Consider the following 15309-nt stretch of genomic DNA (forward strand, 5'->3'; position numbering starts at 1 on the left):
TCACTAAATCTAAGCAAGCTTAGATTTAGATCCCGTCCGACTTGCATGTATTAGGCCTGCCGCTAGCGTTCATCCTGAGCCAGGATCAAACTCTCCATTGTAAAAATGAAGTTTTGACTCTAACTATTTATAATATAAATAGAATTGTCTTTTTAATATCTATTTAGTTATTGACTAAGGTTTGATTTGTTAACTTTCGTTTTCTCAAACTACTCGTTACGCTACATGATCATTTTCTTAAAGAACTTCTATCGAATCCGCATCGCGCTTCTTCTTATATTTCGAGCATTTCTGCTGTACTTATCTTTTTTTGTTTTCCCTTCGTTTCCGACGGGACTGCAAAGGTAGAAACTTTATTTTAAACCGCAAATTTTATTTGAAGTTTTTTTTTCTTTTCGTTTTTCCCGATTTCTCAGTTTAAACTATCTCTAACCTCGCATTTCATGGTTATTTCTAACCGTTACTCCCTTGCGGAGTGGTGCAAAGATAGGGAAGTTTTTAGCTTCTCTCCAAGCTTTCTGAGCTTTTATTTTTTAGTTTTATCCTAAGTGGTTGTGGGAATGGAGAATAAAATTGAAAAACAGGAAGAGAATTCTGCCAAATGTTAAATTTTGCAAAATATTGGATGATAATTTTTGTTATACGAAACTCTTCGTACATTTGAAGTACGAAATTATTCGTAGATAAGTGAAGAGATTATGAAACCAACTGAAAGCGAATTAGAGATATTGCAAGTGCTATGGGACAAACAGCCTTGTACAGTAAGAGAAGTTCATGAGTCCCTAAAAAGGAAAGATATAGGCTATACTACAACATTAAAACTCATGCAAATCATGCTGGAGAAAAGCATGGTAATTCGTGATACCAGTTCAAAAAGCCATTTGTATAGTACGACTATAAATAAAGAAACTATAGAGCAACAATTTCTTGACCGAATGATTGACAATATTTATAAAGGCAATACATCAAGACTTGTAATGCAAGCGCTTGGAACTCATAAGGCGAGTAAAGAGGAAATAGAATTGATAAAGGAATACCTAGATAAATTACAATAATTATGGAAAATATTATAAACCTTTTCAACAATGCTATAGGTTGGAGCATCCTCCATTCCCTTTGGCATGGCGCAGCAATCTATATTGCTTTATCGAGCGCATTTTTATTTTTCCCTAAAATAAATGCGGATAATAAATATAAACTATCCTATATAGCACAAGTGCTACTATTGGGCTGCTTTATTAATACGTTTATAAAGTATTTTCACATTTCTACAGCAAATACATTAGAACCTGAGATTATCAAAAAAGAACAATTCTTCATCCATTTGAATAATCTTCAGTCGGACAGCTTATCTATTATTCAGTTTTTCCCATACATTGTTAGTCTTTATACATTAGGGATAATAACTCAGATTATTCTTTGTTTACGCAGCTTCCAATTCTTAGATAGGTTAAAAAAATCTAGCTCAGCATTTTTACCATTAGAGTGGATTAATGTCTTCGAAAAAATAAAATCAAACAATAATATATCAGACAAAACAACACTAAAGTCATCAGATCATATTACTGCCCCAATCACAATAGGCTTTCTTAAACCAATCATTATATTCCCGACAGCATATATAAACAAAATTTCAGTAGAAGATGCTGAAGCCATTTTACTTCATGAGATTGCACACATCAAAAGGTATGATTATTTATTTAATCTTATTCTTGTATCAATCGAAACTCTCCTATTTTTCAACCCCTTTATGTGGCTGATTAGCAGAAGAATCAACTTAGAAAGAGAGCATTCGTGCGACGATTTCGTTACGAATCGAATCAATAACCCAATAAGCTACTCACGAACACTCTTGCAAATTGAATTATTACGTCAAGAACTCGCCCCGAAATTGACAATGGCTTTGTCTGGAAATAACAAAAACACGTTACTTAACAGAATAAAAAGAATAAACAATCAAATCATGGAAACTAAAAAAACACATTTCAACCATCAAATGTTAACCATATTGGTTGCTTCGGTTACATTTATATTTATCGCGTGGGTGAACCCAATAGATGGCAAGCAACAAATAAGCAAAAAGTCACCAAATCAAGAAACTATTGATACTAGAATAGAAAAATCAATCGCCATAACAACTTCTTTGGATACTATTGAAGATGTAAAGACTATAAAGAAGAAAAAAATAATTATTAAAACGGACACTTCAGAAGTAACTCTGACCGATAATAAGGAAGTACAAGATTACTTGAATACAGCAGAGCGCAAAAAGCAACTAGAAGAAATAGAAAAATTTCGAAAACAAACCGATGAGACTTTCAAATCATCAGAATGGAAAGATATGATTAGTAATTTGGATTTGAATTCAAAAAACATCGGTGCATACTTTGACTCACCAGAATGGAAAGAGAAAATGGCTAAAATAGAGCTTAAAACTCAAGAAAGCTTAGATGAATATTTTAATTCTGAAGAGTGGAAAAATAAATTGAACAAGATTGAAATTATCACTCAAAAAAAATTAGATAAGAAGTTTAACTCTCAAGAATGGAAAGACAAAATAGCACAAATAGAGATTAATACGCAAAAAATACTTGAGGAAAAATTTAATTCTCCAGAATGGAAAGATAAAATGGCTAAAATCGAAATTAAAACGCAAAAGATTCTAGAAGAAACATTTAATTCTCCAGAATGGAAAAGAAAGATTCAAGACTTGGAAAAACTACATAACTCTAACTAAGTCAAAATTGAAATAAAATAGTACGTATCTGTGATATGTACCTGAAAGCCGACTCTATAGAATTAGATTCGGCTTTCTTTTACTACTGTTTTTATGTATTATTGTTATATATAGGATTTTTTTATGAATATCATCTATGCTATTGACCTTTTGGGCACTATGGTGTTTGCTATTTCTGGCGCGATGGCTGGGCATAGAAAAGGTATAGATATTTTCGGCTCTACATTTATGGCTTTCGTAACCGCTATTGGCGGTGGTTCCCTTCGCGATATTTTTCTGAATATACGACCTGTTTGGGTGGAGGACGGCAATTACTTGCTTGCTATATTTTTTGGGGTGTTTATTTCGGTTATAGCCAACAAACAACTTTATAGTTTAGCAAAAACACTAACCTTATTTGATGCAATTGGTATTGGATTTTTCACGGTCGTAGGAACGCAAAAATCATTGGACTATGAATCAAGCAGTATCGCAGCGATTATGTTAGGGATGTTTTCAGCTGCTATGGGTGGTGTGATTCGCGATGTACTTTTAAATGAAACTCCCCTAATATTGCGCAAAGAAATATACGCTTCTGCTTGCTTGTCAGGGGCACTATTGTTTGTTTTACTTAACTATTTGCAAGTTGACAATGGGTGGAATGCCTTTATCAGCGCATCTCTTGTATTTGTGATTCGAATAATATCAGTAAAACACAATCTGTCTTTGCCTGTTGTCGATATGAAAAAAGACAACGACTTATAAAACTTCTAATAATTTTTCAAAAGCCATTCCCCGAGAGGCTTTTAACAAAATGAAACTGTCGTTAATACTAGCAACCGCAGCCTTAGCTTCTTCCGTTGTCTCATAAAATTCAGCTGAGATGTCTTTATGTTTAAAGAATTCCTTTCCAACAAAAATCAACCTTTCAAAACCTAGGTTCTTTGCCTTTGCAATTAGATTTTTGTGTTCTTCAAAGGACTCATTGCCCAACTCAAACATATCACCCAAAATAACGACTTTATGCTCTGCGGTCAAGACTTCCATATTATCCAATGCAGCCGACATACTGCTTGCATTAGCATTATAGAAATCCGCAACAATCATATTGCGTGAAGTTTTTGTGATTTGAGAACGGTTATTTTTAGGTACATAAGAAGATATGCCTTCTTTGATTTTTTGAGGATTTATTCCAAATTCTAATCCCACTGCTATAGCAGCTAAGATATTTTCGGTATTATAAGAACCTGTAAGGTTAGTTGTAACCTCAAAATTTTCAGAAGAACCTAATTGTCTCCACCCAATGGACAAATAAGGATTTGCAGTTATTAGCCTGCCTATAATTTCGTTAGTTTCAGAAAAACCATATTTTACCACTTTTGCGAATGAGCACTGAGCAACCATTCCTACTAAATGCTCATTGTCTGCCTGTAAAAACAATGTTCCTCCTGTTTTAGAGATAAAATCATACAGCTCTCCTTTTGTCTTCTTCACTCCATCGAAAGAACCAAATCCTTCTAAGTGCGCTTTTCCAACATTAGTAATAAATCCATGTGTAGGAAGAGCAATATTGGATAAAAACTCAATTTCGCCAACATGATTTGCACCCATTTCTACAATAGCGATTTCGTAAGAATCATCGATTGACAATAACGTCAATGGTACACCAATGTGGTTATTAAGATTACCCTGCGTCGCGTAAGTACGGAATTGTTGTGAAAGAACAGAATACACCAATTCTTTTGAAGTAGTCTTGCCATTTGTGCCTGTAATACCGACCACAGGAATCTGAAGTTGTTTACGATGAAATAATGCCAAATCTTGTAAGGCTTTTAAAACATCATCAACTAATATATATTTTTCTCCTTGAATGAATTCTTCTTCATCAACTACGACATATGCCGCTCCTTGCTCTAAAGCTTGTGAAGCAAATGCATTTCCATTGAAATTCGCACCCTTGAGCGCAAAGAAAATGCTATTTTCTTTGATACTTCGGGTATCCGTAGATATAAATGGATATTGTTTATAGATGTTGTAAAGAGATTCAATTTGCATAACCAACAATGTTTGTTAAGACAAATGTAATAATCTTAAATCTTGTATAAATAAAAAACGGAGCAAAGCTCCGTTTTTTATTTCAATTTATATGCGACTACGCTATTGCTATTAAATGTAGGAATATAGAGAACCTCTTCCTTCTGGTTATATCCTAAATCAGCAGTATTCATTTTACCCTGCACATCAAGCATTTTTTGGATTTCTCCATTGGCTTTTACATAATACACTAAACCGACCCAACAAGTGACTATATAGTCTCCGTTGCCAACTGGCTCTAAACCATCACCACCTTGATCAAAACCTTTTGTAAAAACTGTTACCTTTTTATTTGCATCAATCGACCAAAATTCTTTTCCAGTAAGAGCAAGAAGTTTACCACCTTCCGCTTTCAAACCGTTCACCGAGGGAACATTATCTAAATACAAAGAAACTTTTCCATTACGTAATTGAAAAATCTTATTCTCTCTAGTGTCAGAAATATAAACAATACCATTATTATCTACAGTTACATCGTTCAAAAAAGTAGCACCTTCCACCGCAATCTCATCAATCACATTACCCGTCACCACATCTACGACAATCACGTCTGTAATATCTGCGATGTACAATAAACCTTTATGAATTGCCAAACCCTTAGGAGCATTCAATCCTGTAACCCATGCGGCATTTTTGATAGTTCCATCGGTATTTAATTGCGCAATTCCGCCTTTACCATCCTTCTCACTTCCTGAACCATCAATTAATGACACAAACAACACATTATCTTTAGCATAATATAATACCGACTCTGGAGTAGGAAGTTGTTCTTTAGATTCCCATAATACTTCTATTTTCTTGTCTTGTGAAAATGCTAATTGTACTCCAAGAAGGGCACATAACATTAATAATAGATTAAATTTTTTCATTTTCTGTTTTTATTGGTTGATAAAAGTAAATATACGAAATCAAAAAGATTTGCTAAGCGCTTAATTCAAAAACACATGCAAAGCAAATTTGTTCATTCTTACTGATTTTAAATCCAATGCTATTACCGAATTTTGCCTTTTCAATATTGATTCGATCGCCAAGACTTAATTCTTTTATATAATTCAAATCAATGGCTCTAATTTTATTGTCTAAAATAATGCTCGGCTCTAGATGATTTATACACCATTCCAGATACTTGGTGTTATTAACATGATTGACAATATCCAAATCAGAAAACTGAACTTGATGTTCATACCAATCCGATGTCTCAAAAGATAAATCTATACGCTGATTTGGTATTTCAGTGGCATGTAATTCTGGATACTGTTCTATATATGAGGTGTCAAAAAGTAAAAAGTCTGGTCTACGCATTTTTAAATTAAATATTGCCCACAAAGTGGATACACCAATCAGTTTTTTTCCTCCACGTGAAACTTCAAAATTACGGGTTGATTTGAATCCTTTAAGTTCTTCGATCCATGTTTTGACTTCAATCTCTTGTGAGAAATTTGGCATTTCTTCAATTTCAATGCGCATACGATTCATTACCCAAGACTGACTATATTGCGATAAATCTTCAAAACCGACACCGCCTAAATCCGCATGAGCAGCAGCTGTTAGTTGTAAGATATTAGTTAACTCAGGAAACTTTAACGCACCATTAGGATAACATTGAGAAAAGTAAACTTCCCATTTGACTTGATGAATTGATTTAAAATCTTTAGATATCGGCATGATTTACTCCTCCTTAGCTTTCTTCTTTACTTAACCATTTTGGAACAACAGGCGCAAGGTAGTTTTCCATTTTTTCGAGTAATTCCTCTGCTGTATCTGCTACTAATAGCATTTCTTGATTTTGCTTATTCAATAACCCTGCATCCACCATATTTTGGACAAAGGCAATTAGGTGATCATAAAAGCCATTGATATTCAAAAGTCCAACAGGTTTTTGGTGTAAACCTAACTGTCCCCATGTAATAACCTCGAACAATTCCTCCATTGTACCAAAACCTCCTGGTAATGCTATAAAACCCTCACTTAAATCATTCATTAAAGTTTTACGCTGATGCATAGTATCTACAGCGATTAATTCTGTTACACCTGTATGCCCGATTTCCTTGCTATTCAGAAAATGAGGAATCACGCCTATAACCTTACCTTCATTAATCAAAGCGCCATCAGCTACTGCACCCATCAATCCTACACGACCTCCACCATATACTAATGTAATTCCCTCCTTAGCTAGATGCTCTCCTAAATCATAAGCTCTTTGTGTCCAAACCGCATCAAACCCTGGGCTAGACGCACAAAAGACTGCTATATTCTTGAATTTCATATTACAAAGCTAAATAAAAATGACCGCAGATATTTTCAATCTACGGTCATCTTTATCGCAAAATACTTACTTACAAAGCCCTTTCTTTTTCCTCACTACTATCGTTCACACGACGAATTGATTGTTTGAGATTACCAAATTTATAATTTAGTGTCAAACGTACCGTTTGCGAATCTCTGTATTGATATATTTTAGAATTAAACTCCTTAAAATCTGTAAAAACATTATTGTGATTTGTATGGAATACATCTGTCACTGCCAATTTCAAAGATGTTCTCTCATCTTTAAGATTATACGTGAACCCAACATCTGTACCCCAGCGTGTTTGAATTTTATACATATTATAGATGAATGGCGAATTATAACGTACAGACAACTCTGCAGAAATTTGTTTGTTGATTCTAAAATTATTATTCATGTTAGCTTGAATAAATGCAGAGCCTAAGTTCACTTCATGTCCTGAGATTGGTCCTTTGAAATGCATATATATACCAGTTATATTATTAAACATGGTCCATACTTTGCCTATGCGGTAAGGAATAGACAAATTAATATAAGATGTCGTTTGTTCCCCCAAATTTTCACGAATAATCCAAGTTGTTTTTAATAGCGTATCTTGTCCAAGACTTTCTACCATTGCGCCCTTCGTAATGTCGTGTCCTAAGGCAATATTAAATCGCTTATACAAGGTATAATTGAATGAGATTCCGTCCGTGTATTGTGGATTCAAATAAGGGTTTCCTTTATTATATGTTCTTTTATCTACATAATATTCGAAAGGATTCAAATTGCGATAGTTCGGTCTTGAAACTTTACGAGAATAGCTTAACGCAAAAACATGATTTTCATGTGCATTGTAAGACAACGATCCGGAAGGGAATAAATCAAAATAATCACGTTTTACTTGTTTGTTTTGCGTTATAGAGTGACCATCCGAGATCGTATATTCGCCTCTCAATCCTGCTTTTATCCCCCACTTATTAATGTTTGTGCTGTAATCGAAATATCCTGCAGCGATCTGTTCTTTGTAATTAAAAATATTCGAACGATTAGGGTTGTTTTGCCAGTTAGAGCCAATTAGATTTTCAAACAACACGTCATTATCAGACTGCACATTACTGTACTTAATTCCCGTTTCCACATTACCCTTCCATAGTTTTTGGGTATAGTCTAATTTCGTAGCTAAAATTTTGATGTCCACGCCGAAAGTACTTCTTTCAAATTCAGGATCATACATTAATGTTTCTCTATCTCCGAAATAAGAAAAGTACCCATAGTTTAATATCGAATTGGTCTTGAATGTACTGTAGTCAAAATCTGCAGTCAATTTTTTACCTGTAGTATCTATGACAAACTCATTATTAATATTCACAGAATAACGATTAAATTTTTCGTCATTATTATTTTCAGACACCATTACAGAGTCCACAGAACTATTCGGTTGAGACATCAATGTTGTCCCCGGAGTAAGCTGATCCTCTTTATTGTTAGCGCCATTGAATTGGACCATAAAGGTATTACGCGCAGAGGTTTTTTGTTCAAAGCCCAATTTGTAATTGTGCGTTTTATCCGCATTTTGGAATTTTGATGTTTGATCAAAGTATGTATCGGCACCTTCATTTGGTATTATACGCGTGATACGAATATTCTCATTGTAATTATTGTCCGTGTAGGAATAGTTTGTAAAGAAAGTCGAATTATTCTTTTTATAATTCACACTCAAAGAAGTATTACCTCTATTTTTTTCTCCTCTTGCCCCACTTGCAATAAATGAACCATTGAATCCTTCCAAACGGTTCTTCTTCATTACAATATTAATCACACCCGCAGTGCCTTCTGCATCATCCCTAGCCGAGCGAGTCGTCGAGAGTTCAATGCTTTTGATTTGACTACCATCCGTACTTTTTAAGAATGTTGCCAATTGTTCACCTGTCATGTAAGTTTGACGACCATCAATCGTAACATTCACCCCTTGCTGCCCCATTAATGAAATATTATCGTCTTTATCGACATCAACTCCTGGAGCACGCTTCAACACTTCCAACGCATTGTTTCCGGCACTAATTGATGAGTTTTCTACATTCATCACTAATCGGCCATTTGTATGTTGAATTTGAGGCAATTGCCCTTGGACACTTACGGCTTCTAATTCTTTTGTCATTACTTGGAGGATGATATCATCTATGGTAAGAGAGCTTTCTTCAGTTTGGAAAGCCGGAGAATCCCCTTTAGCGTAACCTACCGCGGTTGCTTCAATTCTAAATGTTCCTTTTGGAAATCCTAATAATTGAAACTTTCCTTTCTCATCGGTTATCGTTGATTTTATAAATCCGCGGTTAGGTTCTGTCACCAAGTATACTGACGCATTTGCAATTGGTGCGTTATCCGCATTTTTGATGTAACCGCTAATAGTCTTTTGTTGAGCTGCTGCAATTTGCGTGAATAAGATCATGCATCCTAAAATTCGAAGAAGTATTTTCATGGGTGTGGTTAGCTTTTGTATAATATTCTAGTTTTTTTCTTTGCTTCAAAATTAGAATGAAAATACAAACCAGAGAATGTGTATTAGATTAATAGATGAAGATTTTCGGTGAAGGAGCAAATCTGGTCGGTGAAAAATTTTGTAGCCTGTTAATTTTATTTTAAAAGGCTACAAAAAGAGTATTTTTAATTCGTAGATGATTCTTTTACGGATACCTCTATGCGCTCAGCCATTGCTTTCGCTTCTTTTTGAATTTTGCGCGCATGCTCTTCTGCATCCTTTGCATGCTTCTCCGCTTGCTTAACCAAATCTTCAACGGCTTTATTTTCCTCTGACTTCTTCACTATTGGTTGAAACTTTGGCGTACATTGTAATCCTGTCCTACCCATTATCCACTCGGTACTTTTTATATCTTCATCGGAATCATATGCTCGTTGACAATCCCAAAAAGATAGATTTCTCAGCTTATACTCTATTGATTTATCAATAACAACACGAGATCCTTGTGGAAGATAAAGAATCGCCGATACGGATTCATCTCTATATTTTTTATTCGGACCAACACTAAAGTGTGAATCAAAAACTATCTTATCATCGCGTTGGGATGCCAAATAATAAATTTCCGCAGCATTGGTGGTTGCAGCCTGATAAGATTTACCGCGTGCAAAATAGTTGTATTGAATATAAGGCTTTGCTAAAGAATCAATACTTTGAAAACTGATATTAATATCACTACGCAAAAGAAACTCTAAATTCTTCCCTTTCAATTCAATTTGAAATTTCTTACCATTTTTGTCTACTTCAGAAGCCTCTATTAATCGAATATCTTTCTCGGCGATGTAGTATACCTTTTGAGCAGTTAGCGGCTTTTCAACTTTAATGGTGCTAGACTCCTTAAATTCTTGCGCACCAATAAAACAGAAGAAAATCACTGCAATAATAGAAGAAATCCATGTAGCCCACAAACCTAAAGAAAGATAATTATTCAATGGCTGTGTCTTAAACAGCACACGAAGCATCAACTGTAATAAAGCGAGGAAAGGAATAGCAATGGCTAAGGTTCCTGCGATCAATGCAACAATGGCTTGTGGTGTGTTCAAAAATTCGGTCCCCGGAAATACCATTTCACGTTGGTAACCCAATACACCGGTGATAAATCCAACGCACGCTATAGCCAATCCGAAAATTGTCAATGCACAAACTATCAAAATAATGAAGGCAATAAAACGAAGGAAAACTCTACCTAATTTTGAAATGCCACTTCCTACAGCAGATGTTCCTCTAGCAATTTCTGATTTGGCTTTTGAGAAATGTGGATTCAGCCCTTGTATCTCTTCTTCAAAACTCTTTTTAAAGTTTTGTAAGGTAGGTGACTCTCCTTTCATTGCCATTTTATCCGCTCTTGATACAGCCAATGGCATTACGATCCATAAGATGATGTACAGCATAATCCCCGATCCACCAAACAGAAAGAAGCAAATAAATATCAAGCGCATCCATTTCGTATCCATGTTAAAATATGCCCCCAAACCGCTACATACGCCTCCAAAAATTTTGTCGTCTGGATTACGCATAAGCTTTTTGTCTACAACAGATATTGGCGGCTCTTGAGATTGTGTAGACTCTTCAAACCCGGCTTGATCTGTAGAAGTTTCTTCTTCAGCTTCATCTTCAAAATCACTAACCTTACCCATTTGACTGATTACATGATTTACATCATCCAGGGAGATCACTTCTTTACGTCCTACTTGGATTTTTTCAGAAAACATTTCAGCAATACGGTTTTCAATATCTTGAAGAATTTCTTGACTATCAGAAGATTTACCAAAATGCTTTTTGATGTCGATCATATATGAGCGTAATGTTTCGTAAGCCTCCTCCTCTATATGAAAGACTATACTATTTATGTTTATTATGATTGTTTTGTTCATGGTAATAGATATTTGCGTTAGTTTTTAGATTCATTTCTGCCTTGTAATGATGTTTCTACAGCATAAACCAATTCCTTCCACGTGTTATCCAGCTTATGCAGTACTTCAAGTCCTTCAGGTGTAATTTGATAATATTTGCGGGGAGGACCTGAAGTCGACTCCTTCCAATTATAGCTTAAAAGCCCATTATTTTTCAACCTAGTAAGCAAAGGGTATAAGGTTCCCTCCACCACCAACAATTGTGCGCGTTTTAATTCCGCTATTATATCGGATGCATATATTTCTCCTTTAGAAATAATTGAAAGAATACAATATTCAAGTATACCTTTCCGCATCTGCGTTTGTGTATTTTCCGCTATCATAATAATACAAAGTTATATCCTTTAGATGGTACTTTGCAATACACAGTAGTGTATAAATTTATAACACACTGAAATTCAATTATATAATTTTTATCTTGTTGAGATGTAACTATTAAAATTTAGGATTTATTAGGATTTCTTATTGATTTATAACACTTTTGCGTCGATGAAATATTTTTTTAGCTATATCTGGGCTATAGTATGGGGAGTTATTATGTTAATCCTCTTATTATTACCTCCTAACGAATTACCTGACGTACGTAAATATGAACTTTTTCCGGGCATAGATAAGGTTGTGCATATAGGAATTTTCTTTGTTCTCGCTATACTATTGTACTGGGAGTCAGCGATGAAATCACAATGGAAAGGGAACATATGGATTACTATAGCAAAAGTAGTAGTCAGTACAGTCATATTTGCATTTCTAACTGAGGAAGCACAGAAACATGTTTCTAGTCGAACAGCAGATATGTACGACATTTATGCGGATTGCATAGGAATTGGAATGGCTACGTTTGCCTTTTTATTACTATATAGAAAAAGCAAAAGAGTTAAGAAATGAAGAAGCTAATAATTTTAATTATAATCTTAGCAACAATCACAATTGGTATGCAATCCTGCGGTGTTAACAATTGTGGTTGCCCTAAACCATACACACCCAAAAGGAGATAACTAACGTTTACGCTCTAGCAATAGTAGCTATAGAAATTTTTGCTCCATTCTCAATTAACAATTGTCCCGCTTCACAAATTGTAGCTCCTGTTGTTAATACATCGTCCACCAGAAGAATGTGTTTATCTTTAACATTTACTTTTGAATGTAGAGAAAATTCACCTTTCACATTATCATAGCGTTCTGTCCGAGACTTCTCAATTTGACTTACAGATAATATATGACGAAGGAGCAATTGCTCATTACAAGGAATATTAAAACCATCACTCAACCCAATAGCAAATTGCGCTGCTTGATTATATCCTCTTTTCCTTAATTTGGCTTTGTGAACGGGAATTGGCACAATGAGGTCTATACCTGAGATAAACTCACCAATTCGCTTAGCGTACAGTTTACCTAAGTAAACACCTATCTCCGGCTGATTCTTGTATTTAAGTTTATGTAATAACGTTTCGACCCACGAAGATTTTGCCAAATGAAGCATGGAAAATGCCGATTCAAATTCTATTTTTCCCCAAAGTTGCCTAGCTGTCTCATTATTAGCATCTAGATGAAAGTCGGTAAAAGGAAGATGAAACATACAATTGGTACACAGCACCTCTTCATTGGCATACAAGGTTGAATTACATGCTGCGCAAAGCCGTGGAAACAACAAATGCACAAAATCGTTGAAACAATTCTTCAACTCCATAAAAGAATACAATTAGTTAGTATTCTTTAAGTTAGTAAATTAATTTGATTTTTCTTTTATAGCTAATTGACCGCAAGCAGCATCAATATCTTTACCACGGCTACGTCTAACATTCGTTATTACGCCTTGGCTTCTCAAATAATTAGCAAAAGCATCGATTTTGTCGGCTTCCGCATTTTCGAAATTAGCCAGAGATATTGGGTTATATTCAATGATATTTACTTTACAAGGCACATTTTTACAGAATTTTGCTAACTCTTTTGCATCTTGTAACTCATCATTAAAATTGTCAAAAACAATATATTCGAAAGTTATGGGATTTTTTGTTTTAGAATAATAATAACGTAACGCTTCAGCTAATGCCATCAATGAATTTTGTTCGTTGATAGGCATGATTTCATTACGCTTGTCGTCATTAGCAGCATGAAGTGACAAAGCCAAATTGAAACGAACTTTATCATCGCCCAACTTTTTAATCATTTTGGCAATTCCTGCTGTTGATACCGTGATACGTTTAGCGGCCATATTCAATCCATCGGGAGAAGTAATCCTTTCGATAGATTTCATCATATTTGAATAATTAAGCAAAGGCTCTCCCATTCCCATATATACAATATTACTAAGTGGAATACCGTAATTTTCCTTAGCTTGTTTGTCAATCAACACCACTTGATCGTAGATTTCGTCTGCATTTAGATTACGCTTACGATCCATATACCCAGTTGCACAGAATTTACAAGTTAAACTACAGCCTACTTGCGAACTTACACAAGCGGTCATGCGCTCAGGTGTTGGTATCAAAACACCTTCGATAATGTTTCCATCATACAACACAAAACTACTTTTGATGGTCTTGTCAGAAGAAACTTGAGAATTCTTAACCTGTACATAATTGATAGAAAAATTTGTTTTTAGCTTATCTCGCAAAGCTTTACTCAAATTGCTCATCTGCTCAAAATCAATAACTGATTTTTGCCAAAGCCACTCATAGATCTGCTTAGCGCGAAAAGCTTGCTCTCCCATTTCAACTAATTTCTCTTTGATCTGATCAAGGGAAAGACTACGTATATCTATCAATTTTGTTGTCGTATTCACGGTGCAAAGATAGCTAATTTTTTTTTCTGCATAATTCCTTTGCAGGAGTATAACATTTATATGACGCTCAATGCATTGAAAATTTTATCTCATAATTATTATTTCAAATTCATGTGACTTCGTTATATTGCATCATATTCTATTTAAAACAATGAGAAAAGCACTTTTTGTACCATTCATGTTTACTGCGATTTTAGCCGCTTCATGTGGAGGAGGCAAATATGCCGCTACAGAAAAAGTTTATAAGAAAAAAGCAAAAGAATTTGCACAACTATATCGTGAAGCTCCTGTTACTACGCAACTAGAGAAAATAAATGCTACAGAGAAAGAATGGATAGGTTCGATTAATTTTGGCACAAGAAAACCTAATTACGTGATGATTCATCACACAGCTCAAGATTCTTTAGCTCAAACTGTTAAAACGTTTCATAGCGCACGTGCAGGCGTAAGTTCTCATTATGTAATAGGAAGAGATGGGAAAATCGTTCAAATGGTCAATGATCTGTATCGTGGACATCATGCTGGAGCAGGTAAATGGGGAAATGATACCGACCTTAACTCCTCATCTATTGGTATAGAACTGGATAATAATGGCATCTCGGATCCATGGCCTGATGCTCAAATTGAAGCGTTGATTAGTTTACTAAGCTATTTGAAAGAAAGTTATAAGATACCTCAAGCCAATTTTATAGGGCATATGGACTATGCGCCAACACGCAAAAATGACCCCTCAAGATTCCCATGGAAAAAGTTAGCAGATGCGGGGTTTGGATACTGGTATGATGATTATTTAGAGACTCCTCCAGCAAACTTTGATGTCCGACTAGCTCTCCGTGTCATTGGATACGATGTCAAAAACCTCGATGCAGCGATCAAGGGTTTTAAACATCATTATATTCAAAGAGATGCGAATACGGCTAATTTGAATGAGCAAGACTTAAAAATATTGTATTCAATTTTTAAGAAATACTTATAAGATATGGACTATTTGTTTCATGAT

General features: G+C 34.9%; 14 protein-coding genes and 1 rRNA gene. 5 read left to right on the forward strand and 10 right to left on the reverse strand.

Features of this window, described 5'->3' with window-relative positions; all coding sequences use genetic code 11:
- Nucleotides 1-101, reverse strand: a 16S ribosomal RNA gene (locus tag GOQ17_RS09650); the annotation flags it as partial.
- A 597-nt stretch (nucleotides 102-698) separates the two neighbouring features.
- Between GOQ17_RS09650 and GOQ17_RS09655 the strand changes: the two genes are divergently transcribed.
- The 3 genes from GOQ17_RS09655 to GOQ17_RS09665 all read left to right on the forward strand — a co-directional run bounded on the left by GOQ17_RS09655 (nucleotide 699) and on the right by GOQ17_RS09665 (nucleotide 3481).
- Nucleotides 699-1055: a BlaI/MecI/CopY family transcriptional regulator gene (locus GOQ17_RS09655; RefSeq protein WP_159637146.1), complete on the forward strand. Its 357-nt coding sequence runs from the start codon at nucleotides 699-701 to the stop codon at nucleotides 1053-1055.
- A 2-nt stretch (nucleotides 1056-1057) separates the two neighbouring features.
- Nucleotides 1058-2737, forward strand: a complete 1680-nt coding sequence (locus GOQ17_RS09660; RefSeq protein ID WP_159637147.1) for a M56 family metallopeptidase — start codon at nucleotides 1058-1060, stop codon at nucleotides 2735-2737.
- 123 nt (nucleotides 2738-2860) lie between these two features.
- Nucleotides 2861-3481, forward strand: a complete 621-nt coding sequence (locus GOQ17_RS09665) for a trimeric intracellular cation channel family protein (protein WP_159637148.1) — start codon at nucleotides 2861-2863, stop codon at nucleotides 3479-3481.
- Here the strand turns inward: GOQ17_RS09665 and GOQ17_RS09670 are convergent.
- The 7 genes from GOQ17_RS09670 to GOQ17_RS09700 all read right to left on the reverse strand — a co-directional run bounded on the left by GOQ17_RS09670 (nucleotide 3476) and on the right by GOQ17_RS09700 (nucleotide 11851).
- Nucleotides 3476-4771, reverse strand: coding sequence for a UDP-N-acetylmuramoyl-tripeptide--D-alanyl-D-alanine ligase (locus GOQ17_RS09670; protein ID WP_159637149.1), 1296 nt, complete (start codon nucleotides 4769-4771; stop codon nucleotides 3476-3478). The genes GOQ17_RS09665 and GOQ17_RS09670 overlap by 6 nt on opposite strands.
- Before the next feature lie 77 nt (nucleotides 4772-4848).
- The gene (locus tag GOQ17_RS09675) at nucleotides 4849-5679 is read right to left on the reverse strand and encodes an SMP-30/gluconolactonase/LRE family protein (RefSeq protein WP_159637150.1); all 831 of its coding nucleotides are present in this window, start codon (nucleotides 5677-5679) and stop codon (nucleotides 4849-4851) included.
- Between the two features lie 52 nt (nucleotides 5680-5731).
- Entirely contained in the window at nucleotides 5732-6475 is a 744-nt protein-coding gene (locus GOQ17_RS09680; protein ID WP_159637151.1) for an acyl-[acyl-carrier-protein] thioesterase, read from the reverse strand.
- Nucleotides 6476-6488: 13 nt separating this feature from the next.
- Entirely contained in the window at nucleotides 6489-7076 is a 588-nt protein-coding gene (locus GOQ17_RS09685) for an LOG family protein (RefSeq protein WP_159637152.1), read from the reverse strand.
- 70 nt (nucleotides 7077-7146) lie between these two features.
- The gene (locus tag GOQ17_RS09690) at nucleotides 7147-9558 is read right to left on the reverse strand and encodes a TonB-dependent receptor domain-containing protein (protein ID WP_159637153.1); all 2412 of its coding nucleotides are present in this window, start codon (nucleotides 9556-9558) and stop codon (nucleotides 7147-7149) included.
- A 185-nt stretch (nucleotides 9559-9743) separates the two neighbouring features.
- Nucleotides 9744-11489, reverse strand: coding sequence for a PspC domain-containing protein (locus GOQ17_RS09695; protein ID WP_159637154.1), 1746 nt, complete (start codon nucleotides 11487-11489; stop codon nucleotides 9744-9746).
- Between the two features lie 17 nt (nucleotides 11490-11506).
- Entirely contained in the window at nucleotides 11507-11851 is a 345-nt protein-coding gene (locus GOQ17_RS09700; protein ID WP_159637155.1) for a PadR family transcriptional regulator, read from the reverse strand.
- Between the two features lie 166 nt (nucleotides 11852-12017).
- On the opposite strand from GOQ17_RS09700, the gene GOQ17_RS09705 reads away from it, so the two are divergent.
- Nucleotides 12018-12413: a VanZ family protein gene (locus tag GOQ17_RS09705; RefSeq protein WP_159637156.1), complete on the forward strand. Its 396-nt coding sequence runs from the start codon at nucleotides 12018-12020 to the stop codon at nucleotides 12411-12413.
- A gap of 117 nt (nucleotides 12414-12530) precedes the next feature.
- On the opposite strand, the gene GOQ17_RS09710 is transcribed toward GOQ17_RS09705, so the two are convergent.
- Together GOQ17_RS09710 and rlmN are read right to left on the reverse strand one after the other, a co-directional pair.
- The gene (locus tag GOQ17_RS09710) at nucleotides 12531-13214 is read right to left on the reverse strand and encodes a ComF family protein (RefSeq protein ID WP_159637157.1); all 684 of its coding nucleotides are present in this window, start codon (nucleotides 13212-13214) and stop codon (nucleotides 12531-12533) included.
- Between the two features lie 39 nt (nucleotides 13215-13253).
- On the reverse strand, nucleotides 13254-14309 hold the full coding sequence (gene rlmN / locus GOQ17_RS09715; RefSeq protein WP_159637159.1) for a dual-specificity RNA methyltransferase RlmN: 1056 nt from the start codon (nucleotides 14307-14309) through the stop codon (nucleotides 13254-13256).
- A 151-nt stretch (nucleotides 14310-14460) separates the two neighbouring features.
- On the opposite strand from rlmN, the gene GOQ17_RS09720 reads away from it, so the two are divergent.
- Nucleotides 14461-15285 carry an N-acetylmuramoyl-L-alanine amidase gene (locus GOQ17_RS09720; protein ID WP_159637160.1) on the forward strand — a complete coding sequence of 275 codons (825 nt, stop codon included), beginning with the start codon at nucleotides 14461-14463 and terminating at the stop codon, nucleotides 15283-15285.
- Nucleotides 15286-15309: the final 24 nt, after the last annotated feature.

Origin of the sequence: Sphingobacterium composti (genome assembly GCF_009829075.1) — a bacterium.
In the GTDB taxonomy this organism is placed as follows: Bacteria; Bacteroidota; Bacteroidia; order Sphingobacteriales; family Sphingobacteriaceae; genus Sphingobacterium; species Sphingobacterium composti.